Origin of the sequence: Amycolatopsis sp. WAC 01375 (genome assembly GCF_003947325.1) — a bacterium.
Classification (GTDB): domain Bacteria; phylum Actinomycetota; class Actinomycetes; order Mycobacteriales; family Pseudonocardiaceae; genus Amycolatopsis.
Genome location: NZ_QHHW01000059.1, coordinates 41909 through 67592 on the forward strand (window position 1 = coordinate 41909; position 25684 = coordinate 67592).

General features: G+C 68.2%; 24 protein-coding genes. 7 read left to right on the plus strand and 17 right to left on the minus strand.

Annotation, left to right across the window (positions count from 1 at the left end):
* Positions 1-91: 91 nt before the first annotated feature.
* Complete coding sequence (gene argG, locus DL991_RS39755; RefSeq protein WP_125789495.1) at positions 92-1540, plus strand: argininosuccinate synthase; 1449 nt, start codon at positions 92-94, stop codon at positions 1538-1540.
* An 85-nt stretch (positions 1541-1625) separates the two neighbouring features.
* Here the strand turns inward: argG and DL991_RS39760 are convergent, their stop codons facing one another.
* On the minus strand, positions 1626-2903 hold the full coding sequence (locus DL991_RS39760) for an SON protein (RefSeq protein WP_233599267.1): 1278 nt from the start codon (positions 2901-2903) through the stop codon (positions 1626-1628).
* Between the two features lie 121 nt (positions 2904-3024).
* The gene (locus tag DL991_RS39765; protein WP_125789497.1) at positions 3025-4209 is read right to left on the minus strand and encodes a sorbosone dehydrogenase family protein; all 1185 of its coding nucleotides are present in this window, start codon (positions 4207-4209) and stop codon (positions 3025-3027) included.
* Positions 4210-4535: 326 nt separating this feature from the next.
* Here DL991_RS39765 and DL991_RS39770 point away from each other — a divergent pair, with 326 nt between their 5' ends.
* Positions 4536-5690 carry a thioester domain-containing protein gene (locus tag DL991_RS39770; protein ID WP_125789498.1) on the plus strand — a complete coding sequence of 385 codons (1155 nt, stop codon included), beginning with the start codon at positions 4536-4538 and terminating at the stop codon, positions 5688-5690.
* Positions 5691-5899: 209 nt separating this feature from the next.
* On the opposite strand, the gene DL991_RS39775 is transcribed toward DL991_RS39770, so the two are convergent.
* Positions 5900-6661, minus strand: a complete 762-nt coding sequence (locus tag DL991_RS39775; protein ID WP_125789499.1) for a helix-turn-helix transcriptional regulator — start codon at positions 6659-6661, stop codon at positions 5900-5902.
* A 54-nt stretch (positions 6662-6715) separates the two neighbouring features.
* Here DL991_RS39775 and DL991_RS39780 point away from each other — a divergent pair, with 54 nt between their 5' ends.
* From DL991_RS39780 to DL991_RS39790, 3 genes are all read left to right on the plus strand, one after another.
* Entirely contained in the window at positions 6716-7900 is a 1185-nt protein-coding gene (locus DL991_RS39780) for an MFS transporter (RefSeq protein ID WP_125789500.1), read from the plus strand.
* 89 nt (positions 7901-7989) lie between these two features.
* On the plus strand, positions 7990-9300 hold the full coding sequence (locus tag DL991_RS39785; RefSeq protein WP_125789501.1) for a lipase family protein: 1311 nt from the start codon (positions 7990-7992) through the stop codon (positions 9298-9300).
* A 101-nt stretch (positions 9301-9401) separates the two neighbouring features.
* Positions 9402-10046 carry a TetR/AcrR family transcriptional regulator gene (locus tag DL991_RS39790; protein ID WP_233599269.1) on the plus strand — a complete coding sequence of 215 codons (645 nt, stop codon included), beginning with the start codon at positions 9402-9404 and terminating at the stop codon, positions 10044-10046.
* Here the strand turns inward: DL991_RS39790 and DL991_RS39795 are convergent.
* Genes DL991_RS39795 through DL991_RS39805 form a run of 3 tightly spaced genes read right to left on the minus strand, consistent with a single transcriptional unit; the run spans position 10043 to position 13274 of the window.
* Positions 10043-10888 carry an SDR family oxidoreductase gene (locus tag DL991_RS39795; RefSeq protein WP_125789503.1) on the minus strand — a complete coding sequence of 282 codons (846 nt, stop codon included), beginning with the start codon at positions 10886-10888 and terminating at the stop codon, positions 10043-10045. The genes DL991_RS39790 and DL991_RS39795 overlap by 4 nt on opposite strands.
* Positions 10885-11784 carry an alpha/beta fold hydrolase gene (locus DL991_RS39800; RefSeq protein WP_125789504.1) on the minus strand — a complete coding sequence of 300 codons (900 nt, stop codon included), beginning with the start codon at positions 11782-11784 and terminating at the stop codon, positions 10885-10887. Before DL991_RS39800 ends, DL991_RS39795 begins: the two co-directional genes overlap by 4 nt.
* Complete coding sequence (locus tag DL991_RS39805) at positions 11781-13274, minus strand: NAD(P)/FAD-dependent oxidoreductase (RefSeq protein WP_125789505.1); 1494 nt, start codon at positions 13272-13274, stop codon at positions 11781-11783. Before DL991_RS39805 ends, DL991_RS39800 begins: the two co-directional genes overlap by 4 nt.
* Positions 13275-13363: 89 nt before the next feature.
* Here DL991_RS39805 and DL991_RS39810 point away from each other — a divergent pair, with 89 nt between their 5' ends.
* Positions 13364-14608 (plus strand): CdaR family transcriptional regulator, encoded by a 1245-nt coding sequence (locus tag DL991_RS39810; RefSeq protein ID WP_125789506.1) that lies wholly within the window; start codon positions 13364-13366, stop codon positions 14606-14608.
* 48 nt (positions 14609-14656) lie between these two features.
* Here the strand turns inward: DL991_RS39810 and DL991_RS39815 are convergent, their stop codons facing one another.
* The 5 genes from DL991_RS39815 to DL991_RS39835 all read right to left on the minus strand — a co-directional run bounded on the left by DL991_RS39815 (position 14657) and on the right by DL991_RS39835 (position 19959).
* Positions 14657-15514, minus strand: a complete 858-nt coding sequence (locus DL991_RS39815) for an NAD(P)H-binding protein (protein ID WP_125789507.1) — start codon at positions 15512-15514, stop codon at positions 14657-14659.
* Between the two features lie 42 nt (positions 15515-15556).
* Positions 15557-17017, minus strand: a complete 1461-nt coding sequence (locus tag DL991_RS39820) for an MFS transporter (protein WP_233599270.1) — start codon at positions 17015-17017, stop codon at positions 15557-15559.
* A gap of 38 nt (positions 17018-17055) precedes the next feature.
* Positions 17056-18222, minus strand: a complete 1167-nt coding sequence (locus DL991_RS39825; protein ID WP_125789508.1) for a serine hydrolase — start codon at positions 18220-18222, stop codon at positions 17056-17058.
* Between the two features lie 101 nt (positions 18223-18323).
* Positions 18324-19028, minus strand: coding sequence for a DUF2306 domain-containing protein (locus tag DL991_RS39830; RefSeq protein WP_125789509.1), 705 nt, complete (start codon positions 19026-19028; stop codon positions 18324-18326).
* A 46-nt stretch (positions 19029-19074) separates the two neighbouring features.
* Positions 19075-19959 (minus strand): SDR family oxidoreductase, encoded by an 885-nt coding sequence (locus DL991_RS39835; RefSeq protein ID WP_125789510.1) that lies wholly within the window; start codon positions 19957-19959, stop codon positions 19075-19077.
* Between the two features lie 159 nt (positions 19960-20118).
* Here DL991_RS39835 and DL991_RS39840 point away from each other — a divergent pair, with 159 nt between their 5' ends.
* Positions 20119-20796 (plus strand): TetR/AcrR family transcriptional regulator, encoded by a 678-nt coding sequence (locus DL991_RS39840; RefSeq protein ID WP_125789511.1) that lies wholly within the window; start codon positions 20119-20121, stop codon positions 20794-20796.
* A gap of 197 nt (positions 20797-20993) precedes the next feature.
* On the opposite strand, the gene DL991_RS39845 is transcribed toward DL991_RS39840, so the two are convergent.
* The 6 genes from DL991_RS39845 to DL991_RS39870 all read right to left on the minus strand — a co-directional run bounded on the left by DL991_RS39845 (position 20994) and on the right by DL991_RS39870 (position 25645).
* Entirely contained in the window at positions 20994-21644 is a 651-nt protein-coding gene (locus DL991_RS39845) for a DUF1775 domain-containing protein (protein WP_158634498.1), read from the minus strand.
* 79 nt (positions 21645-21723) lie between these two features.
* The gene (locus tag DL991_RS39850; RefSeq protein WP_158634499.1) at positions 21724-23250 is read right to left on the minus strand and encodes a beta-propeller fold lactonase family protein; all 1527 of its coding nucleotides are present in this window, start codon (positions 23248-23250) and stop codon (positions 21724-21726) included.
* Positions 23251-23512: 262 nt separating this feature from the next.
* The gene (locus DL991_RS39855) at positions 23513-23983 is read right to left on the minus strand and encodes an SRPBCC domain-containing protein (protein WP_125789514.1); all 471 of its coding nucleotides are present in this window, start codon (positions 23981-23983) and stop codon (positions 23513-23515) included.
* Between the two features lies 1 nt (position 23984).
* Entirely contained in the window at positions 23985-24470 is a 486-nt protein-coding gene (locus DL991_RS39860) for a hypothetical protein (protein WP_125789515.1), read from the minus strand.
* Between the two features lie 15 nt (positions 24471-24485).
* Complete coding sequence (locus DL991_RS39865; protein ID WP_125789516.1) at positions 24486-25103, minus strand: anti-sigma factor; 618 nt, start codon at positions 25101-25103, stop codon at positions 24486-24488.
* On the minus strand, positions 25100-25645 hold the full coding sequence (locus DL991_RS39870; protein WP_158632647.1) for a sigma-70 family RNA polymerase sigma factor: 546 nt from the start codon (positions 25643-25645) through the stop codon (positions 25100-25102). The genes DL991_RS39865 and DL991_RS39870 overlap by 4 nt, the downstream gene beginning before the upstream one ends.
* Between the last annotated feature and the right edge of the window lie 39 nt (positions 25646-25684).

Consider the following 25684-nt stretch of genomic DNA (forward strand, 5'->3'; position numbering starts at 1 on the left):
GGCGAGTCGTCCCCCCGGCCCGCCACCCGCCCGAGTTGCCCTGCTCACCCCGGCTTGCATGGTCATACACACCTATGCATATACTTCCATCATGTCCAAGGTACTCACCTCTCTGCCTGTCGGCGAACGCGTCGGGATCGCCTTCTCCGGCGGCCTCGACACCTCGGTAGCGGTCGCGTGGATGCGCGAGAAGGGTGCTGTGCCGTGCACCTATACCGCTGACATCGGCCAGTACGACGAACCCGACATCGCGTCGGTCCCCGGCCGGGCGAAGGCCTACGGCGCCGAGATCGCACGCGCTGTCGACTGCAAGGCCGCGCTGGTCGAGGAAGGGCTCGCGGCGCTGGCCTGCGGCGCCTTCCACATCCGCAACGGCGGTCGCACCTACTTCAACACGACCCCGCTCGGCCGCGCGGTCACCGGCACGCTGCTGGTGCGCGCGATGCTCGAGGACGACGTCCAGATCTGGGGCGACGGCTCCACCTTCAAGGGCAACGACATCGAGCGGTTCTACCGTTACGGCCTGCTCGCGAACCCGTCCCTGCGGATCTACAAGCCGTGGCTGGACGCCGCGTTCGTAAGCGAGCTCGGCGGCCGCAAGGAGATGTCCGAGTGGCTGCAGGCCCACGGCCTGCCCTACCGGGACAGCACCGAGAAGGCCTACTCCACGGACGCGAACATCTGGGGCGCGACGCACGAGGCCAAGTCGCTCGAACACCTCGACACCGGCATCGAGATCGTCAACCCGATCATGGGCGTCCGGTTCTGGGACGCCGAGGTCGAGATCGCGCCCGAGGACGTCACGATCGGCTTCGAGCAGGGCCGTCCGGTGACGATCAACGGCAAGGAGTTCGCCACCGCGGTCGACCTGGTCCTGGAGGCCAACGCGATCGGCGGGCGGCACGGGCTCGGCATGTCCGACCAGATCGAGAACCGGATCATCGAGGCCAAAAGTCGCGGCATCTACGAGGCGCCGGGGATGGCGCTGCTGCACGCCGCTTACGAGCGGCTCGTCAACGCGATCCACAACGAGGACACCCTCGCCAGCTACCACAACGAAGGCCGCCGCCTCGGCAGGCTGATGTACGAAGGCCGCTGGCTGGACCCGCAGGCGATGATGCTGCGCGAGTCGCTGCAGCGGTGGGTCGGCGCGGCCGTCACCGGCGAGGTCACCCTGCGACTGCGGCGCGGCGAGGACTACTCGATCCTCGACACCACCGGCCCGTTCTTCAGCTACCACCCGGACAAACTGTCGATGGAGCGCACCGAGGACTCGGCGTTCGGCCCGGTGGACCGGATCGGCCAGCTCACCATGCGGAACCTCGACATCGCGGACTCGCGTGCCAAGCTCGAGCAGTACGCCGGGCTCGGCATGGTCGGCGGCGGGCATCCGACGCTGATCGGCGCCGCGCAGGCCGCGTCGACCGGGCTGATCGGGGCGATGGACGCGGGCGGCGCGCAGGCGATCGCCTCACGCGGCAAGGCCTCGGCCGAGGACGAACTGCTCGACCACGCCGCGATCGAATCCGGCACGGACTGACCCGAATATCCGGGACGCGAAAGCGCCGGGCGCGCGGCATCGAAGCCGTTCGCCCGGCGCTGTTCTCGTTCGGCCGGTGGCCGGTTCACTTGCCGCTGAGCGCGGACCGCCGGTGCCCCAGTTCGCCGATCAACCGCTTGATCTCGACCTGGCCGATCGCTTCGGCCAGGACGGAAACCGCCGCGATGCTCTCGATCCGGTACTGGACCGGCACCCCGCCCGAGGCCCGAGACTGCGCTTCGGCCTCCGCCTTCTTCTCCGCTTCGACGGCGCTGAAGACACTGCCGGCCCCGCCGTTGACACAGCTGATCGAGCCCGAGCCGTTCAGCGGCAGGGTAGCCGTTTCCCGGCAGCTGCCCGCCGAGCGGCCGCCGATGGTCACGTTCGCGGTCATCGTGGCGTTGACCTGACCGGTGACCTTCCCGCCGCTGTTCGCCGAGGCGGAGTTGGACACATTGGCGGTCACCGTGCAGCCCGAACCGCTACACGCCACCGTGGCCGCGCCGTCCATGTCGAACCGCACACCGGTGTCGACGGCGTCGGACAGCTTCTGGGTGTTCACCATCAGCTTTTCGTAGACTTCGACGGTTTCCGACGGCGACAAAGCGTCCACATCGGAGTCACCGAGGCCGGCCCCGGGCGGCATCTGCGGCAGCGACCCCGCGTCGGGCATCGTCGGGACCTTGGGCATCGACGGCATCTTCACGGAATAGCGGAGGAGCCGGTGCGGCGCCTCCTTCGAGACGTACAGGTCCCCGGCGGGCGTACTCGCCTTGAGCGCCGGGACGTCCCGGACGGTCTCGTTCTGGTCGCCGGGGATGTCCTCCGCCCGCTCCAGCGCCTCGCGCAGGCGGGCGGCGAGCTTCTCCGGGGACTCGAACTGTTGCAGGACCGGGCCGAACAACGCTTCCTCGCCGGTGATCCACCGGTCCTTGAGGTCTTCGGTGCCCGCCGAGTCCGCGCCCAAGCCGGGCAGCAGGCCGTCGGGCGCCTTGAAGAAGACCTTGCCGCCGACGACCAGGAGCTCGATCTTCTTGCCCTGGAAGGACATCGTGCCGGACGTCTCGCCGTACGCGGTGGTCTTCACGTCCGTCTCGATCATCCCGCCGACCGCGGACGTGCTGTTGCGGACGGCCGGCGCCGAGGAAAGGCCTGCCAACGCCTGCTCGAAGGGTTCACGGCCGGCTTTCGACGGCCACAGCAGCCAGGTCGTCAGACCGGCGAGGAGCACCAGCACCAGCCCGGCGATACCGCCGAACAGCAGCCACCGGGGTTTCCGGGCAGGCGGCGCCGGTGCCGGTTGCGGGACCCAGCCCTGCGGCGGCGGCCACTGCGCGCCTCCGGGTGGGAATGTTTGCTCCACGTCGCCCTCCATCACTGAATTCACCGGACGGCATGACGCTATGGAGCGATGATGAAAACTTGATGAAACGCGTGGGGCCGGATCCCGGCCGCGCCGGGCGGACGCGGCCGGGAAGCGGGTGTCAGCCCTTGCGGGCGAACGAGATCCGGTGCAGCCCGCCGGGCGTTTCGTCGGCAAGGTACAGCTCGCCGTTCAGGTCGGTGCCGAACGTGGTGGCGTCGAGCGGGAACTCGCCGATCCGGGCGCTTTCGTAGGTGTCGTCGGCCTTCTTGCGGACGGCCCAGGCGGTTCCCTGGCAGAAGTCGGTGGCGAGGTAGGTCCCGCCCGCCAGCGAGGCGTACTTCCTGCCGCGGTAGACGTGCCCGCCGATCACCGCGCAGCCCTCCGTGCCGGAGACGTAGTGGAAGACCGGGTCGGTGTAGGTCACGCCGTCCTCGCAGCGCGTCTCGTCGAAGACGACCGGGCCTTCTTTGCAGGACCAGCCGAAGTTCGCGCCGCCCTTGCCCTTCGCGAGGTGGTCGACCTCCTCGAACCGGCCTTGGCCGACGTCGCCGATCCACAGCGAGCCATCGGCCCGATCGAAGGAGAACCGCCAAGGATTGCGGAGCCCGTACGCCCAGATCTCCGGCCGCGCGCCCGCGACACCCACGAACGGGTTGCCCGGCGGGACGCAGTAGCGCAGCGGACGGCAAGCGCGGTTGACGTCGACGCGCAGGATCTTGCCGAGCAGCGTGTCCAGCCGCTGCCCGCTGGCCAGCGGATCGCCGCCTCCGCCGCCGTCACCGATCCCCCAGTACAGGTACCCGTCCGGGCCGAAGGCCAGCTGGCCACCGTTGTGGTTGGGGAATTCGGCGTGCGGCTGGGTCAGCAGTTCGGTGAGCTCCCCGGTGTCCAGCCGGACCCGTGCCAGCGTCACCGCACTGTCGGACTTGCGGGTGTAGGCGACGTACGCGCGCCTGTCCTTGGCGATCGCGAGCCCGAGCAACCCGCGTTCGACGTCCGCGCCGTTCACCTTGTCGCTGATGTCCAGAACCGGCTCGGCGGCGAGCCCGGTCCTGGGATGGTAGGCCCGGACGACGCCTCTCTTCTCCACGATGAGGATCCGGCCGCTCCCGTCGTCGAGCGCCGTGATCGCGGTCGGGTTCACCAGCCCGGACGCGACCTTGGTCGCCGTGGCGGTCAGCTCGCCGAGCGGAACACCCCGCGCTTCCACGGTTTCCGCGCTGCTCGCGGCCGGGAGCAGCGCTCCGGCCATGGCGAGCCCGGCCACCAGGGACAACCCCCGGCGGAGGTGCCGTCGCGTCATGTGGACTCCAATCGCCGTTGAATGGTCTGGTCCAATTCAAGCGCGGCCGGAGCAGCGACGGTACCTCCATCCGCGAGCTTTTCGTCGGTTTCTTTCCGTCCGGGCCCCGTTGCCTACTCGCCCAAGATCGTTTTCTCGCCGTTCACTCTTCTTTCGGGGCAATTCGGACATGAGCCATACCCCTGAGTAGCCACATGTATGACCTCTGTATGCTCCGCTCTCGCTCGATGGGATTAGTCATCCCCCATGTGGGCGAGCCGTTGCGGTCGGGGCCTGTGGTCGCATTCGGCACTGGCATTCGTGGTCCGTATTCGGATGGGAGACACATGCACGGCAGGTCAGTTCTGGTTCGCGGCGGGATCGCGGTGGCCACCGCGGCCGTCGCGCTGACGATGGCGGCTCCGGCCGCCCTCGCGGACGACGGCGCGGCTCGCGGCCGGGTCGTCGAAGGCAGCGGCACCGACGGTTTCAGCGTCAACTTCGAGGGCGGGCAGAATTACGTCACGAAGCTGTTCGGGCTGAAGCTCTCCGATGGCAGCAAGCTCAAGATGTACTGCGTGCAGGTCGAGGTCGGCATGCGCACCGACCAGGACATGATCGAACGCCCCTGGAACAAGTACCCGGACGCCGCTTCGCCGTTCAACAAGAACAACGCGAAGATCAACTGGGTGCTGCACCACGGCTACCCGGCGGTCGCCGTGAAGAAGATCGAGGGCGCGCTCGGCAAGGACGTCAAGCTGAACGGCGGCCTGTCCGTCGAGGAGGCCGTCACCGCGACGCAGGCCGCCGTCTGGCACTTCAGTGACGGCAAGAACCTCGACCGCAAGAAGCCGCTGCCCCACGAGGGCGCCGAAGAGTCCGCCGACGTGCTGGCCGTCTACGACTACCTCGTCGGCAAGGACAACGTCGGCATCGGCCAGCAGCCGAAGCCGACCCTCGACATCGGCCCGGCCAAGGCCTCCGGCGCGACCGGCTCCAGGATCGGCCCGTTCAGCGTGGCCACCACCGGTGACATCACCGAGCTGACCAGCAAGCTGCCCGAAGGCGTCAAGGTCACCGACGCCGACGGCAAGGAGATCAAGGCGGCCGCCATCAAGGACGGCACCAAGGTCTACGTCGACGTCCCCAAGGACGCCAAGGACGGCAACGGCTCCTTCACGCTGAAGGTCAGCGGCCACCTCGACACCGGTCGCCTGTTCGTGGGCGAGAACTACGCCAAGGTGCCCGCCCAGTCCCTGATCGTGGCGGAGTCCGAGAAGACCTCGGTCGTCGCGAACGCGACCGCGAGCTGGAAGCAGGGTGGCGCGCCCGTCACCGAAACCCCGGCTCCCACCACCCCCGGTGGCGCCGAGTCGGGTGGCGGCGACGACCTGGCCAACACCGGTGCTTCCGCGACCATGCCGCTGGTGATCGGCGGCGCGCTCCTCGGCGCGGGTGTGCTGATGGTGCTGCTGGTGCGCCGTCGCCGTAGCGAGGCGTAAGAACCGAACGAAGAGCGGGGCCGGTCCACTGTGGACCGGCCCCGCTTTTCGTTGGGCTGGCCGGAACGTGGCAGGTTGCGAAAGCCACTTTCGCAACGTTGAAGGTTGCGAAAGTGGCTTTCGCAACGTCGGGAGCCCCACGGCCGCGAGCGAATCCGCGCCACCCGCGACACCTTCGCGCTACCCCTCGATAGGACCCGGATCGCCACTCACGACCCGCCGGACCGGCGCGCCGCGTAGTGCGTGCCAGGCGTGTGCCCGAAGGCGCGGCGGAAGACGTCGATGAACGCACTGGTCGACGACCACCCGCAGGCGTGCGCCACCGCGGTCACCGGGGCGTTCTCGGCCAAGAGGACCAAAGCGCGGTAGAGCCGCAGCTGTGTGCGCCATTGCGGGAACGTCATGCCGAGGTCGGCTTTGAAGAGCCGGGCCAGGGTGCGGTCGCTCGCCCCGACGCGGGTGCCGAGGGCGGCCAGCGTCCGGTTGTCGGCCGGATCGGCGCTGAGGATCTCGCACAGGGCACGCAGCCGGGGATCGTCCGGCGTCGGCAAGTGCAGGGGTTGCTGCGGCGAAACGCGAAGCCGATCGAGCAGGACCGCGCGCAGCCGGCGGCGTTCCGGGGTGTCGTCGTGCGGCGGGTCGGTGTACGCGCGGATCAGTTCGCGCAGCAGCGGGCCGACGGCGAGCACGCTCGGTTCGGCCAGCCCCAACGGGTTCACCGTGGCGGGCAGGCCGACCAGCCGGAGCTCGAGGTCGCCGTGCGCCTGATGGGCGTGCACGGTCCCGGCGGGCACCCAGATGGCCCTGGTGGCGGGCGCGACCCAGGAACCCCTGTCGGTGGTGATGGCCAGTACGCCACGGGCGGCGTAGACGACTTGGTGATCGTCGTGCCGGTGCGCGTCGATCGTCGTGCCGGAGGCCAGTGACCGGACCTGGGTCGGCGCCGCGGGCATGTGGCGGATTTCCGTCATCATCTGTCATTTTATCGGAAGCGCGACAGCCGTGGCCGCGACGACCATGGCGGGGTGCCGAAGAACAAAGCGATCGTCCTGCTCTCGGCCGGGCACGCGTGCGTGGACGTGTATCAGGGTTCGGTCGCCGCGCTGGTGCCGTTCTTCGCCGCCGAGCGCGCCTACGGATACGCGGCGGTGTCGGGCATCGTGCTCGCCGCGTCGCTGCTGTCGTCGGTGGCGCAGCCGGTGTTCGGCGCGCTGACCGACCGATGGGCGATGCCGTGGCTATTGCCGTCGGCCACCCTCCTCGGCGGGCTCGGCATCGGACTCGGCGGGTTGTTCGGCTCGTACGCGCTGACGCTCGCTTTCGTCGCGGTGTCGGGAATCGGCGTGGCCGCCTACCACCCCGAGGCGGCGCGGGTCGCGAGAATCGCCGGCGGCGGCGGGCATACGGCCATGGGCTGGTTCTCCCTCGGCGGGAACATCGGGTTCGCCGCCGCGCCCGTACTCGTCGCCGCGGTCATGTCACTCGGCGGACTCCGGATGTCGCCGCTGCTGGTCGTGCCCGCGCTGGCGGGCGCCGTGCTCTGCCTGCCCGTCCTGCGCGCGCTCGCCGGAACCGCCCGCTTCGGCGGCTCGTCGGCGGACACCGTAGGCGTCGACGACTGGAGGTCGTTCACGAGGTTGTCGGTGGCGGTGGTCTTCCGTTCGATCGTGTTCGTCGGATTGAGCACGTTCGTCTCGCTCTACGCCCAGCAACGGGTCGGCGGGGGCACGACGACCGGCAGTGCCGCGCTGTTCCTGCTCTACCTCGGCGGCGCCGCGGGCACGCTCTTGGGCAGCAGGCTGGCCGGACGCCGGGACCGCGTCACCGTGGTGCGCCGGTCATATCTGGCCACCATCGGCGCGGTCGCGGGCGTCGTGCTCGTGCCGGGCCCGGCGTTCTTCCCGTTCGTCCTGCTGGCCGCGGTGTGCCTGTACATCCCGTTCTCCCTGCAGATCACGCTCGCCCAGGACTACCTCCCCGGTCGCGTCGGCACCGCCAGCGGCGTCACTCTCGGCCTGACGGTCAGCATCGGCGGTCTCGCGAGCCCCGTCATCGGCACCGTCGCGGACCACACCTCCCTCCGAACGGCACTGCTGCCCCTGATCGCGCTACCGCTTTTGTGCTGGATCACAACGCGCACCCTGTCGGAGCCGTGCTCCGTCCAAACCGGAACGGCCGCGGAAGAAGAAATGTCAAGAACGCGTCGATAAATGATGTACGAGCCTGTACACCATCGGTTACCGGCTGGTAGGTTCCGAGCATCCTGAACGAGATCCACTTCATGATTCAAAGGGGAGTCATGACCCGAAAGCCCGCTCGTCTGCTGGCCGTCGCGATCGCCCTCATCGTCACTTTCGCCGCCGCGCCCGCCGCCTCCGCCGCCACCGCGACCGATCCGTTCTACAGCTACGACGGCAGCGAACCGCTGTCCTCGTACAGTCCCGGAACAGTCCTGAAGACGCGGACGCTCAATTACCACGTCCTCGGTATTTCCACGCCGCTCAAGGTGACCCAGCTGCTCTACCGGACCACCGACGCGCAGGGAAAGCCGTCCGCCAACGTCACTTCGGTGCTGCGCAGCCTCACCGGCGACAGCACGAAAGCCGTTTCGTACCAATCGTTCTACGATTCACTCAATCCCGAGCACGGCCCGTCGAGGGCGATCGCGGGTGATGTCTCGTTCGGCAGCCTGATCGCCAACGCGGAGTCGCTCTTCATCGCACCGGCGTTGCTGCTCGGCTACAACGTCGTCATTCCCGACACCGAAGGCCAGAAGGCGAACTTCGCCGCCGGGCCGGAATACGGGACGAACACCCTGGATTCGGTCCGCGCGGCGACGCGGGCACCGGAAACGGGAATGAACGACAAGACCCGGTTCGGCCTCATCGGTTATTCGGGTGGCGCCATCGCGACCGGCTGGGCCGCCGCTCTCGCGCCGGATTACGCCCCCGACGTCAACAAGAATCTCGTCGGTTTCACCGAAGGCGGCGTGCTCGTCAAACCGTCGCACAACCTCAAGTACGTCAACGGAAGCATCGCGTGGACCGGCGTCATTCCGATGGCACTCATCGGCGTCTCGCGATCCTTCGATATCGATCTCAAGCCGTACGCGAATTCCTACGGCCTTCAGGTGCTCAAGGACATGGAAAAGGCGTCGATCGCCGACGCGCTCGGCCGCTATCCCGGGCTGACCTGGGAGAAGTTCGTCAAACCCGAGTACGTCAACCCGAACAAGGTGCTGCCGTACATCGAGGCCGTGAACAAGATCAACCTCGGCTCCGCGCCGACGCCCACCGTGCCCGGCTACATCGCGCAGGGCAACAACGGCGTCGTGGAAGGCACTTTCGGCAACCCGCCGGGGATCGGGACCGGCGACGGGGTGATGGTCGCCGGTGACGTGCGGTCGCTCGCACGCCAGTACTGCGACACCGGCAACAAGTCGATCAAGTACGACCAGTACAACACCTTGAGCCACGTCGGGGCGGCCGTCGCCTGGGCGCCGCAGGCCATCGGCTGGCTCAACGACCGGTTCGCGGGCAAGCCCGCGCCGTCCACCTGCGGGAAGATCGCACCCGGCAACTCCCTCGCTCCGGAGGTGCCGGTCGGCTGACCGCGGAAGTCCGTGAAGGCCTCCTTGAGGGACTCTGGTTCCCTCAAGGAGGCCTTCACGGACCACTGGTCCACACCACCGGGACCGGTACCGTGCGGCACGTGACCGAGCACCGCAAGCTGCCGAAGGGGCCGCACAATCTCAGCCGTGACGAGGTCGCCGGAACCCAGCGGGCCCGGCTGATCGACGCGGTACTCGAGAACACCGGTGAACGCGGCTACGTCGCCACCACCGTCGGCCACATCACCGCCACCGCGCGCGTGTCACGGACCTCGTTCTACGAACAGTTCGACGGCAAACAGGACGCGTTCCTCGCCGCTTATCGCGCGCTCACCGGCGAGTTCATCACCCAAGGCGTCGCCGCGGGCGCACAGTCCGCGACTCCCCTGGACGCCGTCACCGCCTGCTGCGACTTCCTCGTCGACTACGTGCACCGGCGGCCCACCGCCGTCCGCGCCGTCCTGCTGGAGATCTACGCGCTCGGCGACGCGGGACTCGAAGTACGGGAGAACACTTTGCGCGCCGGGGAAGCCGTCTTCGACCGGACGGCGAAATGGCTGCGCGCCACCGATCCCACGCTGCCGACGCCGCCGCCGTTCACCGCGCGGACGGTGGTCGCCGCCACCATCGAACTGATCACGCAGGCCATCTGGATCGGCACCGAAGAAGCTTACGGCCAGGCACGCGAAGCCGTCCGCTACACCTGGCTGCTCGGCTTGCTGGGGCACCGGAGCGTCGACGCTTAGCGGACGAGTCGCCGTTCGAATTCGACGATCAGCTTCGGGTACCGGCGCGGGAGCAGCCGGACGAGCCGGTCGACCAGTTTCGCGTCGTTTCCGACGAGTACGCGCGGTTTCCCGGCCTCGACCCCGTCGACGATGATGCGGGCGGCCTGGTCGGCCGGCATCTTCAGCAGCTTTTCGTTGTACAGGCGGACACGTTCTCGCTGTTCGGCGGTGGGTTCGATGCCGCGGGCCTGGGCTTCCTTCAACGCCGCCGAGGCGATGCCGGTCTTGACCCCGCCAGGATGGACGACCGTCACCCGCACCGGATGCCTGCCCGCGATCATCTCGGTGCGCAGTGCCTCGGTGAAACCGCGGACGCCGAACTTACTGGCGCAATAGGCACTCAACGTCGGCTGGGCCATGAAACCGTTGAGGCTGGAGACGTTGACGACCTGGCCGTCACCGGAGTCGATCAGATGCGGCAGGAACGCCTTGGTGCCGTTGATGACGCCGAAGAGGTTGACCGCGAGCGTGCGGTCGTACAGTTCCCATTCGGCGTCGAGGACCGTCTGCCCGCCGCCCGCGATGCCCGCGTTGTTGTAGATCTGGTGCACCACACCGAACTGCCCGGCGACGGTGGCCGCGTACTCCTGGACGGCCGCCCGGTCGCTGACGTCCAGCGCGGCGCCCTGCACCTCCGCGCCAAGGGCCTTGACCTCGGCGACGGTCTCGGCCAGCCCGGTTTCGTCCACATCGGACAGTGCGAGCCGGGCACCGCGCCGCGCGAGTTCGATGGCCAGCTGACGGCCGATGCCGGAACCGGCACCGGTGACGACGGCGACCTTGCCGCGAACGCTGCTCATCGGGTTTCTCCTGCCGGGTCGAGGGCCAGTTCGGCGGTGAGCTCGACGAGCCTCTCGACGAGGTCCGGGGCGATGTGGTGGCCCATGCCGGGGATTTCGACGTAGCGGGCACCGGCGATGGCCTTGGCCGTCGCCCGTCCGCCGCTGCGGTGGACCATGCGGTCGGTGTCCCCGTGGACCACGACCGTCGGGCAGGTGATGCGGGCGAGTTCGGCGGTGCGGTCACCACTGGCCTGGATCGCGCCGATCTGGCGGGCGATGCCGCTGCGGGCGCGCCGTCCGCCCGCCCGTTCCCAGAGAGCGGTGGCCCAAGCCGTTTCCACGTCCTTGTCCAGCGGGAACGTGGCCGAACCGAGGTGGCCCATCATCGCCAAATGGCCGGTCACCGACTCCTCGGCCGTCCGCGCGGGCCGCCTCGCCATGCGCAGCAACGTCGACCGCGCCGGCTGCCCGACGCGGCGGTGCCCGGTGGTGGAGAAGATCGACGTCAGCGACAGGACCCGGCAGGGGTTCCGGGCGGCGACGGTCTGGGCGATCATGCCGCCCATCGACATGCCGACCAGATGCGCCTGCTCGACGCCCAGGTGGTCCAGCAGGCCGATGGTGTCCGCCGCCATGTCCCCCAGGTCGTACGCGCCCGGCAGCGGCCGGGCCAGCAGTTGCCGGAGCTTGCCGGGATTCGGCGCCTTGATGCGATCCGAGCAGCCCGCGTCGCGGTTGTCGAACCGGATGACGCGGAAACCGCGGCCGGTGAACCCCTCGATCATCGGCCGCGGCCACGACGTGAGATCGAGACCGAGACCGGCGATCAGCACCAGCGGCACACCGTCGGCCGGGCCGTCTTCGCGGTAACAGATCTTCGGGCCGCCGGGCAGGCCGGCGAAGCTGTCGGTCACGAGCTCACCGCTTCCCGGACGTTGGCGTGGGAGAAGTGCAGCTCGGGATCGGTGATGTCGTCCGCGCGCAGCAGCTTGATGTCCGAGTGGTAGCTCATCGAGGTCAGCCACGGCATGCGGTCGCCTTGGCGCGGAAGCTGGTCGAGCGCGCGCTGGACGTATCCGGCGGCGAAGTCCAGGAACGGCTTCGTCGGCATGTCCGGGTCGGCGACGACAGGACGACACACGTTATAGCCGTGGGCGTCCATATGCGCCAGCAGACGGCAGAAGTGCTCGCACAGCAGGCCGATCTTGAGCGTCCACGACGAGTTCGTGTAGCCGATCGCGAACGCGGCGTTCGGCACGTCCGAGAGCATCATTCCCTTGTACGCGACGGTTTCCGGCAGGATCACCGGTTCGCCGTCGACGCTGAGCTTCGCCCCGCCGAACACCTGGAGGTTCAGGCCGGTGGCGGTGACGATGATGTCCGCTTCCAGCTCACGCCCGGATTCGAGCAGGATGCCCTTTTCGGTGAAGGTCGCGATCTTGTCGGTGACGACGTCGGCCTGGCTCTTGCGGATGGCGGCGAACAGGTCGCCGCCGGGGACGGCGCACAGCCGCTGATCCCACGGGTCGTACGGCGGGTTGAAGTGTTCGTCGACCGGATAGTCCTTGGGAAGCTGCTTCTTGTTGACGTACCGGATGAGCCCGCGGGCGGTCTTCGGGAACTTCTGGCAGAACTGCCAGACCGCGAGGCCCTTGCGGATGTTCTTGCGGCGGGTGAGCGCGTACGCCCGCTCGTCGCCGAGGATCTTGCGCAGGCCGTTGGCGATCTTGTCCTCGCGCGGCACCGGCATGACGTAGGTCGGGGTGCGCTGCAGCATCGTCACGTGCGCCGCGGTCCCCGCCATCGCCGGGATCAGGGTGACCGCGGTGGCGCCGCTGCCGATCACGACGACGCGTTTGCCCGCGTAGTCGAGGTCCTCCGGCCAGTGCTGCGGGTGCACGATCGTGCCGGTGAACCGGTCCCTGCCCTCGAAACGCGGGGTGAAGCCCTCGTCGTAGCGGTAGTAGCCGCCCGCGTTGAACATCCAGCCCGCGCTGAGCCGGGTGCGCTCGCCGGTGTCGGTGCGCTCGATCTCGAGCAGCCAGCGCGCTTCGTCGCTCGACCAGGCCGCCGAGAGCAGCTTGTGGTGGTAGCGGATGCTCGGCTCGAGCCCGTTCTCGGAGACCGTCTCACGCAGGTAAGACAGGATCCGGGGCGCGTCGGCGATGGACTGCTTGTCCCGCCACGGCTTGAACTCGTAGCCGAAGGTGTGCAGGTCGGAGTCCGACCGGATGCCGGGGTAGCGGAAGAGGTCCCAGGTGCCGCCGGACGTGCCGCGGGCCTCCAGGATGGCGAACGTCTTGCCCGGGTTCTCGGTCTTCAGGTAGCGCGCGGCCCCGATCCCGGAAATCCCGGCACCGATGATGACCACGTCGAGGTGCTCGACGGGTGTGCTCGTCGTCATGCGGTACTCCAGCCTCGTCTCGGTTGCCTCCACGATGCGGGTCCACCGGGGAATTGCGCTAGCACTATCTGCACCATCATGATGTATGGATGGTGCAAAGTGCCGCATCGCCGTGGCCGACCCTGTCCCCCGAGGCACGCGATCTCTTCCGGCGTGGCGCGGAGATCGTGCTGCATCCGCGCGCCGAGTGGATCGAGGAACTGCACGAGGCCTCGCTCGGCGGGGGCAGTATGCGCGCGGTCGCTGAGGACCCCGTCCTCACCGAGGGCACCAAACGCGCGAATCTGGCGAATCTGCTGCACTGGGCGGCCGCGAACGTGCAGCGCCCCGGGATGCGGGTGTCCGCCAACCTGAACCAGGAAGTGCTCGACGGCGCCCGCGACATGGTGCGCCGCGGCTTCGACTCCGGCGGCCTCGACGCCTACCGGCGGGCGCAGGGGGTGGCCTGGCGCCGGTGGATCGAGATCTGCTTCGACCTCACATCCGACCCGGTGCTGCTCCGCGAACTGCTGGACGTCTCGTCGCTGTCGATCACCACATTCATCGAGGACACCGTCGCCGCGGTGTCCGACCGGATGGCCGCCGAACGCTCGGAACTGACCCGCGGCGCCCACGCCGAACGGCGGGCCACGGTCACCCTGCTGCTCGAAGGCGCGCCCATCAGCCGCACGCGGGCCGAATCCCAGCTCGGCTATCCGCTCGCCGGCCCGCATACGGCCGCGATCGTCTGGAGCGGCTCGGCGACGCCGTCGTCCCAGCAGCTCGAAAGCGCCGCCGAAACCCTCATGCGGGCCAGCGGCGCTTCACACCGGCTGACCGTCGTCGCCAGCGCCGCCGCCCTGTGGGTCTGGCTGCCCGGCCGGACCCCGCCGCGCGCGGACCGGCTCGCCGAAGACCTCGCGCCGCATCCCGACGTCCGGGTGGCGCTGGGGCGGCCCGGCAGCGGGATCGACGGCTTCCGCCGCAGCCATCTGGACGCCGCCGCCACCCAGCGGATGCTCGCCAGGCTCACCTCACCGCAGCAGATCGCGCGGTACCAGGACATCCAGCTGCTCGCCCTGCTCACCGGCGACCCGGCGCAGGCAAGCGAATTCATCGCCGACACCCTCGGCGAACTCCGGCACGCCGACGCCGAAACCCGGGAGACCGTCCGGACCTACGTGCACGAACTGGGCAACACGACGCGGACCGCGGAACGGCTCTACACCCATCGCAACACCGTCGTCCGACGGCTGGCGCGGGCCGACGAACTGCTCCCCCGCCCGTTGGCGGAGAACGCGGTGAATGTGGCGGTGGCGCTGGAAACGTTGCGGTGGCTGGGAAGCAGCGCTTGAGGTCGTGAGCGAATCGGGTCGTTCTCTTGAGGGGTAAGGCGCGAGGTTTCAGCCTGCAGGGGCGAACGTGGCAACGTGATCGCGAGCGAAGTCGGCGACGTCCCGAGCCGGACGGCCGGTGAGATCGGTGACAGCCGAGGACACTTCCGCGGCTTCGCCCCGGGCGTAGTGGGCGTAGTCCTCGACCAACCCTTCGAGCTGCCATGGCGGGAGGAAACCGCTCAGTGCGGCACTGAACTGGTCGGCCGACGCGTTCCGAAAGACGATTTCCCGTCCTGTGGCGGCGGCGATCGCTTCGGCGATCTCGGCGTGGGTGACGGCACGAGGACCGGTCAGGGTGTAGGTGTGACCGGTGTGTCCCGCGGTCGTCAGCACGACCGCGGCGGCGTCCGCGATGTCCCTGATGTCGATGGCGCTCACGGCGGCTTCGCCGATGGGCGCGGCGAACCAGCCCTGCGCGATCGTGCGGGCAAACCCGAGCAGCGCCTGCAGATAGAGGTTGGGACGCAACACAGTGTGGTCGAGCCCGATCTCCCGTAGGTGCGCTTCGACTTCGGCATGCCAGCGCAGGAACCGCACCGGCGAGTCGGCTCGCGCCGCGTACTGCGAAAGGACCACGAGCCGGTTCACGCCGGCTTCGCGAGCAAGGTGCGCGAACTGGATCTGCAGCGAGGCGGCGTCCGGTGCCGAGGGACTGTTGAGAAAAGCAGCGTCGACTCCTTTCAACGCGGCGGCGACCGATTCCGGATCCTGCAGGTCGGCGACGACGGTCTCGGCGCCGGAAACGGAGTGGCCGGGGTCGCGGGTCATCGCGCGGACGGTGACGCCACGGGCTCGCAGGGCGGGGATCAGAGCGGAGCCGACGGTTCCGGTCGCGCCGGTCACGAGAACGATGGGGTTCGTCATGGTGGTGAGCCTTCCTGGATTCGGTGGATTCGGCCGGGCGTGTCAGCGCGCGGCCAAAGGAGCCGCGGAGCGCTTGCCCGTGGCTCTGGAGACGAGCGACACCGCGAGGGCGATCAGGACGAGCGCGGCCTCGCCGAGAAACGCCGTGGTGAACGCGATGTCCCCGTGCTTGCCCGCGGCGCCGATGGCGATCCCGGCGAGAGCCGCGAGACCGACCGCGCCACCCAGCTGCTGTGCGGCGTTGACCAGCCCGCTGAGGAGGCCGGACTCTCCCGCCGCGCTGTCACGTACTCCCATCGCGGTGGCGTTGACGAGGCCGAGCCCGAGGCCGGTGCCGATCAGCAGGAACGCGCCGAGCAGGCTGAGCGAGAAACCACTGGTGGTCGGGTCCAGTACGAGCCACAGGAAGCCGGCGAGCAGCGTGCCGAGCCCGATCGGCAGCGCGCTGGTCAAGCCGGCGCGCCTGGCCAGCACCGGCGCGAGAACGCTGCCCACGATGATCATGCCGGCGATGGGGAGCTGCGTCATCCCGGTGCTCAGCGGGCTCATCCCGAGTACCTGCTGCTGATACTGAGGCAGGAAGAAGAACAGGCTCGTCAACGTGCCACCGAGCAGCAGCACCACCAGGTTGGCGGTGACGACCGGCTTCCGGCGGAAGACCCGGAGCGGGACGAGTGGGTGAGCGGACCGCCGTTCGACGACCACGAACGCGGCCAGCGAAAGGACACCGAGCGCGAGGCCGATGACCGTACCGGGCGAGCTCCAGCCGGCGTCGGAAGCGGTGACCATGCCGAGTGCGAGGCCGGAGACACCCACGGAGATGGTGATCGCGCCGAGTGCGTCGAACCGCCCGGGCCTGCCAGGGACGGACGGCACCGTGCGCCATACGACCAATGCCCCGAGGGCGCCGAACGGCACCGGAGTCAGGAACACCGACTGCCAGCCGAAGACCTGGGTCAAGGTGCCGCCGAGGAAGACGCCGATGAGACTGCCGAATCCCGCGACAGCACCCCAGATACCCAGCGCACGGGTGCGTTCCGCGGGAGTCGGGTGGATGGCGAGGACGAGCGAGAGCGCGGCAGGCATCACCAGCGCGGCCCCCGCACCCTGCCCGATCCGCGCGGCGATCAGCATCGTGCCGCTGGTCGCGAGCGCGCAGACGACCGAGGTGGCGAGGTACACGCCCATCCCGGTCAGGAACACCCTTCGTGCTCCCATCACGTCGGCGAGCCGGCCACCGAGAAGAAGCAGGCCGGCGAACGCCACCAGATAACTTCCGACGACGGCCGTGAGTTCGGCGGCCGAAAGCCCGAGACCCGTGCGAATCGTCGGCCCGGCGAGGTTCACCATCGCGCTGTCGAGAATGACCAGGAACATGGCGCTGGCAAGGCCCGCCATCGCCACACTGCGCGTTTTCCGGGGGCGAGTGGGTACTTTCGCGGAAGCGGCTTCGTCGCTCATCGTTTCGTCCTCGCTCTGGGCTTCGGCGGATATTCGGGTCATGTCATGACCTTGGCGCGCATCCGGTCTCGCTCGCGTCCCTACTTCCCCTGGCAGAGCGCGGAATCCAGTGTTTCGTCGAGGTGCTTCAATCCCTCGATGGTGGACGGCAGCGCGGTGACCGCGACGCTGGCGGCACGTCCGTCGGTCGTGGCACCGTTGACGATCGTGTAGCCGGGGGTGTTGCCGCCGTGCGACCAGGCCTGTCCGCCGCAGCTGAGCTTGAATGTCGCGATGCCGAGCCCGTAGCGGGATCCGCCGACGGTGTCGAAGCCGGGCGCGTCGACGGTGGACTGCATTTCGGCGAGCTCCTGGGGACGCAGCAGTTTGCCGCCGACCAGCGCGCTGAAGAACCGGGTCACGTCACTCGGGGTGCTGACCAGGGCACCGGCCGCCCAGGCCATGGAGATGTCCTGCCGGGTGACGTCGACCAGGTTCCCGTCCTTGGTGGCGAAGTAGCCTTTGGGGTGTTTGCCACGGAGGTCCTGTTCGCCGAGCTGCGGCCAGTAGGTGTCACGCAGCCCGATCCGGTCGATGATCCGGGTGGTGATCTCTTCCCCGATCGGACGGCCGGTGACCCGTTGGACCAGCAGTCCGGCGATGATGTAGTTGGTGTTGCTGTAGCTCCACCCGCTCGAGGGCGGCTGCTGCAGCGCGGTGTCTGTCAGCTGCCTGGGCTCGAAGTAGGTGTGCCGGAGCGACAGGTAGTTCCCGACGAAATCGCCGCCCATGACCGGATCGACATAGTCGGGCAGGCCGCTGGTGTGTTGCAGCAGCTGGCGGACCGTGATCTTCCGGCCGTCCCCGCCCTTGCCACGGACCACGCCGGGCAGATAAGTCTCGACGGGCTCATCGAGTTCGATCTTGCCTTCTCCGACCAGCTGAAGCACCACGGTCGCGGTGAACGTCTTGGTGTTGCTGCCGATCCGGATCCTCCCGTCGACCGGCACCTTCTTCCCGGTTTCCCGGTCACTGGCTCCGGCGGTGTAGTCGCGGGTCCGGCCGTCCCGGCTGGAAACCGCCGCCAGCGCCCCGGTGAACTTGTCCTGGCCGACCAGCACGTCCAGCCCGCGCTGGACGCCGTCACCCCGCCGCCCTTCCGTGTCCGCACCGGCAGCCGACGGTGCGGACACCGCGCCCACCAGCACAGCGGCCGTCACCGCGAGCAGATACCGGCGCCGCGGCGCCTTCCCGATACGCCCAGTCATGGGAACCTCCGTTGTCCGAACCGGCTTTCGATCACGTCGATCATGTCCGGCGGGAAACCGGGATTCGATCCCGTAGGCGGCCGAGGTACGGGTAGCGCCAGCTATACCGGCACGGGTGGATTCTCCTTTGTGGACTCACGCCTGCGACGCGCCAACGGTGTCAGTGTGCGCTGGATGATGAAGTACTCGGCCACCAGGACGTTGACCAGAATGGACGCCCAGCCGCTCGCGGTGTAGATCTCGTCGAACTCCAGCCCGGGAAACGACGGTTTCAGCTGCAGACCGATGAGGAGATAGATCCGCAAGGTCACGGCGGCGAAGGTCAGGGCGTAGTTGCGGATCATCCAGATCCGGTGCAACGCCACCTCACCACGACGGATCGTCCGGTACGCCTTGGCCGCGGTGAACAACCAGGCCACGGCGAGCACGTAGAAGCCGACCTGGATCGCGAACCCGCTCAGCGTGAAAGTGGCGGCGTACAACGACGCGCCCGAAGCGATGATGACGGAAATCAGGTACACGCGGCCCGCGACCCGGTGCCATTTCGGGTAACGCGCCCGGAACCGGGGTACGAACTGCAGTGGCCCGATGATCATGGCGAGCCCGCCGGGCACCGCGTGTACCGCCAGGGACAGGTAGTGCAGCGCCACATCCGGGTCGATCGGCACGTTGCTGTCCGCGGAATTCCCGGTCAGGTAGGGCGGCACCGCGTAGCCCGCGATGGCGACCGCTGAGACGGCGAGCAGCACCCACAAAGCCCACCACCAGCGGCGCCTGGCGGTTCTGGACAGGGTTTTGGTGACCATTCGAAACTCCGTTTCCTGGGAAAGTTGTTCTGGTGATTCAAGGACTTCAGACGTGGTTCGGTACTCGCGGCGGCGTGAAGGCCCCGGCGAAATCTTGGGCGAACCCGGCCAGGTCACGGGCGGGGCGGCCAATGAGATCGGCGACGTCCGGGTGGACCCGGGCCGCCTCACCCCGGGCGTAGTGCGCGTAGTCCTCGGCCAGGCCCGCGGCCTGCCAGTCCGGCATGACCCCGCGCAGCGACGCGGCGAAGGCCGTGACGGAAAGATCCGTGAAGGTGACCGGCCTCCCGGTCGCCACGGACAACGCTCCGGCGATCTCGCCATGGGTCACCGCTTGTGGACCGGTCAGGGAGTACGTGCGGCCATTGTGCCCGGGCTCGGCGAACACGAGCGCCGCCACATCGGCGATGTCGCGGGTATCGACCAGGCTGACCGGTGCAGCACCGATCGAGGCCGCGAAAGCACCGTTCGCCCGGATCGCACTGGAGAAACGCAACAGTCCCTGCATGAACAGATTGGGGCGCAGCACGGTGTGTTCGAGATCGAGGGTCCGCACGTGCGCCTCCACAGCGGCGTGCCAGCGCAGGAACCGCGCCCGAGAGTTGGTCCTGGCCTCGTACTGGGACAACAGGACCAGCTGCGAAACCCCCGCGCGCATCGCGAGGTCCGCGAACCGGATCTGGAGGTCGACGGCGTCCGGCGTGGAAGGACTGTTCAGGAAGACCCCATCCACGCCGTGCAGAGCGGCGGCGACGCTCTTCGGGTCGCGCAGGTCGGCGAAGGCGAATTCGACCCCCTCCGGCAACGTCTTCTCCCTGCCCGGTGTGCGCACCATCGCCCGCACCCGGAGCCCGCGAGCCCGCAACGCCGGAACCACCAGCGCACCGATCCCCCTGGTGGCACCGGTCACGAGCACTTTTGATGTCTTCACGAGTCTTCTCCTCAGACTGTTCGGTGCGACGGTGACTCGATGGTTAGAGACTGTAACATGCGAGAGTTGATACACCAACGGTTGCCATGGAACTTTTTGTGCGCCCCTCTCACATCCAGGAGCGGGTGTTAAGGTTTGTTCGAGAGAGAAGGAGGTCTGATGCGACCAGTAGCCGCCCGCAACACGATGCGGGAGCGGTTCCGCGAGCAGGTTCGCGAAGACATCAAGGCAGCAGCGCTGGAGCAGCTGACCACAGGTGGGGCACAGTCGATCTCGATCAAGGCCATCGCCAAGCAGCTCGGCGTTTCCGGCACCGCGCTCTACCGCTACTTCGCCAATCGCGATGACCTGCTGACCGCCCTGGTCGTCGACGCGTACGGCGACCTGAGCCGTGCGCTGAAAAGGGAGTTCGAAGACAGAAAGGCCCCTCTCGCCCCCGAAGCACGGGTGCGCGGATTGGCGCGCGCGTACCGGGCCTGGGCGCTCAGCGAACCTCACCGCTACGAACTGCTGTTCAAGCCGCCACTGCCGGGATACGACGCGCACAGCGAACCGCTCGCCGCCGCCGCGCGCTCGCTCATGGAGGTCTTGCTCGCCACTCTTCACGGCATCGACGACGCAGAGGCGCCGATCAAGAAACCCGTACCGGCGACCGGCGACGAAGTCCTCGCCGCACGAAGCGCCGGCACCGAAGAGTTCCATCTGGCCGTGTCGGTGTGGGCACGCCTGCACGGAATCGTGAGCCTCGAGCTGGGCGGTGGCTTCACCGCGATGCACCTGGACGCCGACGCTCTCTTCGAACGGGAACTGCGAGTACTCACCGAGCGACTCCACTGACCAAAGTCGTGAGATGTATCGACGACATCGAGCCGACTGTCCATAAAGGACAAGCCGAAGGGGTCGTGAGCGACAACGAGCGTTATCGGGCGGCAAGCGCCGGCGTGGCCGTGAAGGCCTCCTTGAAGGACTCTGGGTCCCTCAAGGAGGCCTTCACGGCACAGACTCGGCCACAAATCTCACGAGCGCTTGATTTCTCAGCTGACCTTGCGACGGGTTCTCACGATCACACCCAGTGCGGTGACAACGGCGAGAGCGGCCACGCCGGTCAGAACCCAGACCAGCCAAGTGTCGTCGCCCGCTTCCGCGGCGGCCGGCATCGAAGTGGCAGCGACCTCAGGCCCCGAAGCCGCCTGAGCCTGCTTCTCCGCGGCGACCGCGGCCGCGTCCAGAACGAGCACCGCGGAAGGGAACTCCGGTTCCTTGGAACCGACTTCCGGTTCGTTCCACTTCACCACCGTCCCGTCCGAATAGGTCTGGACCACGTCGAAGCCCAGGCTGGGCTTCGCGGGCAGAGGCCCCACACCCAGCTCGAAGTACCGGCTTTCGTCGGGCTTGATCTCCTTGCCCGCTTCCGCCGTCCAAACGACGTGAGCGAGGTTGTCCTGCCCACCCTGAGTCTGCGCGTGAGCCCATCCCTCGACAGGCGGGAACGACGTGGCGGCGACCTCCTTCGGCAAGGCGACGTCGACGCGGATCGTCGTGACCGACGCCAGCTCCGAAGGAACACGGAACTTGAGGGTCGCCGGCTTCCCGGCCACCGCACCGTCGGCGAAGACCTTGACATGCGCGGAAGCCGTTCCCGCGAGCATCACCATCGCGGCGGCGCACGCGCCCACCACGGTCATCGCCGCACGGCCCCACCGGCGTGGCGAACGCGCGCCGCCCCCGGCCCGACGTGACAGTTCCCTGTGCTTCATGTCGACCTCAGCAGCAGTCGCAGTAGAGGAGGTCGGCCGTCTCGACACGGCCGTCAGGCGCGTCGGAACCACTGGAGCCGCCGGAGCCATGGTGCGAAGACTTGCTCACGGCCTGCGCGAGGGTCTGCTGGGTCGCCTTGCCCTGGGATTCGATCGCGATACGGCGGCCCTGGAAGTCGGCGAACGCCAGCACCTGGGGCGCGGAGCCCGAGGCGTCGGTGGTGAACGAGACCAGCGGCGTCCGGCGGCCCCAGCGATCGACGGAGAAGGCTTGATAGGTGGTGGTCGGCTCCAGTTCACGGGCCTGGAGCTGGATCATGTCGAGCCCACTGACCTGCCTGACGGTGGCCTCGAGCACGCGGCCTTTGTTCCCGGGACGCATGGGGTCGCCCGGCCTTCCGTTGGGCAGAACGGTGTCCACGTTCTCCGGAGTGCCACCGAGTCCTTGCTTGCCGAGGCCCGGCGCCGATCCCGCGGGGGCGGCGTCCGGCACGTAGACCAGGGCCTGCGGTTCCTGGCCGACTCCGATGGTGTTCGTCACCTTGTTGGTGGCGGTGTCGATGACGTCGACCTTGTCGGACTTCTCCAGCCCGACGTACACCCGGGTGCTGTCACCACTGGCCCAGATGCCGTGTGGCGCGTGCCCGTTGTTGGGGATCTCGGTGACCACCTCGGGGACACCGCTCGCGGTGCGGCGGTACACGACCGTCTTGTCGAGCCCACCGACGGTCAAATACGCGAACGAGCCCTTGCCGGTGTCGGCGAACGCGGGGTGGTTGGTGTCCGGCCCCGTCTCGAGCACCGTGGTGACCTTGCGGTTGACCAGGTCGACCACACTGATCTTGCCGAACGACTTGTGCGACGCCCACAGTTCCTTGCCGTCCGGCGAGATGGCCTGATCCGAGGAGAAGGTGCTGCCGAGACCGGTGATGTGATCGACGACCTTGCGTGCCGCGACGTCGATGACGGTGATCTCGGCCAGCTTGATGTGGTTGACGTAGGCGAGCTTGCCGTCCGGGCTCAGCAGCACCTTCGACGGACCCGCCCCCACCGGCAGGTTGGCGAGCACCCCGCCGTGCTCGGCGTCGGAGATCGTGACCGTGTCACGACCGCGGTTGGCCACCCAGAATTCCTTGCCGTCGGCGGTGAAGGTGCCTTCGTGCGCGGCACGGCCGACGTCGGTCTGGTTGAGGACCTTGTTGGTGGCGGTGTCGATCACGGTCACCGTGTTGCTGGTGACACTGACCACGCCGAGCCGCTTGTGATCGCGGGTGTAGGCCAGCCCGTGCACCCCGGTGTTCTCAAGGTACTGCGGGCTGAAGGAGGCACCCAGCCGCTGCGCGCCGAGGGCGATCGTGCCAAGGGTGCGATTGGTGGACGGATCGATCACCGACACGGTGTTGGAGGTCTGATCGGCGGTGTAGACGCGATCCCGACCCGAAATGGGGATGGGCACCTGTTTGCCGGTCTCCGCCGCGGCGGCGGTCACCGGTGCGACGGCGGCCTGCGTCGGATCGACCTTGGCGGAGGCCACCGCACCGAAGGCCGTGGCCCCCAGACACACGAAGCCGGCGGTCGCACCTGCTAGATGTCGGACAGAAAGCACGAAAAACCTCCATCGCGGGAGAATTGGGCACACTCCGGTCACGAAAGCGACATTGTCGGATTCCCGGCAGGCGAAAGGACCGGCTCTTCAGCTCCGGCCGGTTGTTCACCGTGCGCCTTTACGTGAGGGGTACGCATCCCGGTGGTGGCAGTGTCCAAAGGGGACGGCATGACTTGCGTCATGCTCGCCGTTACTCGAGCGCGAGGAGACCGGACACCAACTTCTCGCAGCGGTCCTTCATCGCGTTGTTGAAGGCCGCGAAACCCTCGTCGGCCCCTTTTGGCCCTTCTTTGGACAACCGGGACACCAGACCACCGAAGTGTTCGCGATGTGTCAACCTGGTCGTGCCATCGGGAAGTGGGCTCAGAACGAACTCGTGCGTTCCGGTGAAAACGAACGCAGGCAACCAGGCCGCTCCGGGAATCACCGCCGACCACGCCAACCTGGCACCCGGCGTGGCTTCCACGACTGGGACACGGACTACGTACGGCTTGGCGCCAGGCGGCCCCTGCACAAGACGCAGGGAGGCACCCACCTCCGGGCGGCCGTCGATCTCCTGGAGGTAGGGAGCCCACTCCGGATAGCTCGGGAAATCGGTCAGCACCGCCCACACCACTCGCGGACCTACCGAAATATCCGTGACCGCCTCGATCGCGCGCATGTCAGCTTTGTCCTTTCACCCAGGGCACGCGACCGGCCGGTGCCGGATCGTCGTGGATCACGATGTCGGCCAACCCGAAGACGTCAGGTAGCGTTTCCGCACCGGCCAACCGGCGGCCGTACAGTGCGGCAGTGGTGGTACGAGCGTTGTCCCACCGGACATGGTGTACCGCGCAGCGACCCCGCCATCCGAGGAGATACCTAGGGGGCATCTCCAAGATGAGGCGGCGCACGGTGTGCCGGATCTGCTGCTCGGGAATCGCGCGGTCGTTCAGCGCCAGCGGCGGGAACTGCTCGGCGATGATGCAACACACCAGCAGAGCGGGCAGGCGTGTCCGGTCGATACCGTCAACACGGGCGGGCAACGGCGGCCACTCGACCTCGGCGTCGGGGGACATCGTGTTCGGCTCCCTCTCCATAGTGCCGACCGGTCGGGCAGGCGGGCGGCGCGTGTGCCTGTCGCTCAGGACGACCAGCCGGATCGTCACGGCGCACTCCGTTCGTCAGCCCCGAGGGGCCACCGGCAACTGCGCGACCTGACGGCCGTCGTCATCGCGCACCAGCAGCGCGGTGATGGAATCACGGGACATCGCCGTGACCATGCGTGCCCGGAACGGACCAGGGCCTTCGGCACGCACGCTGCCCGCGGGCACGCTCCGCCCCTCGAGCCCGACCGTCACCAGTTGATAGGTCTCGCCATGCCGCAGGCCATTGAGCATGATCGGCACCTCCGTACCCCAGGGCTGCGACACCATGAGACCGTCACGCTCCAAGGCGATCTGCTGAACCGGCGAGGACCCGGACACCATCACGAGACTTCCCACCGCCACAGCCATCACCAGTACGAAGGCGGCTGCGGCGAGCACGAGCCGCCGAACCCGCCGGGCCCCCGTCGCGGCCCGCAACTCGGCTTCGATCCGGGGTCCGAGTTCCGGGGAAACGGCAGGCGGCCGATTGCCCTCGGCGTAGGCGAAGGTAGCTACGACCTCCCGAACCTCGGCGATCTCCCGCGCGCACGCCGAACAGGATGCGACGTGCAAGGACAGCTCGGCGGTCAACGGGCGGCCGAGCATCAACAGTTCGGTCGCCTCACCGCGGGTTTGCAAGCAGTGCTCGTTCATCGTACGAGTCCCCCGTTCTCCTCCAGGATCAAGCGGAGTGCACGGATCCCGTAATACAGCCTGCTCCTCGCGGTTGATGCCGAAATGGAGTTTTCGGCAGCGTAGTCGGCACACGTGTGGCCTTCCACGTGCACGGCCAGGACGATTTCGCGATGGGGGTCGCTGAGCTTGTGCATCGCCTCGTCGAGCTGGATCCCCACCAGCAGACGATCGAAAGGGTCGTCGGTCCGCTGTGTCGGCTCCGCCTCGGTGGGCACGGGACGGCTCGCGCGCCGCCGCGTCGCGTCGATCACGAGGTTTCGCGTTATCCCGAACAACCACGTGCGCAAACTGCCGCGGTCGGGATCGAAACGCCCGCTGGCGCGCCACGCCCGCACGAACGTCTCCTGCACCACGTCCTCGGCCAGCTGCCGGTCATCGAGCGCGTTGAAGGCGAAGCCGAACAGCTGCCCGCCGTACCGCGCATACGCCTGCCGGACGTCGCTTTCGCTGCGTATGGACTCGGCGAGGACGTCGTCGTCCTTAGACCGTCGTACCCTCACCCGCACACCTCATCTCTTGGTTCGCCGGGGTTTACGCAC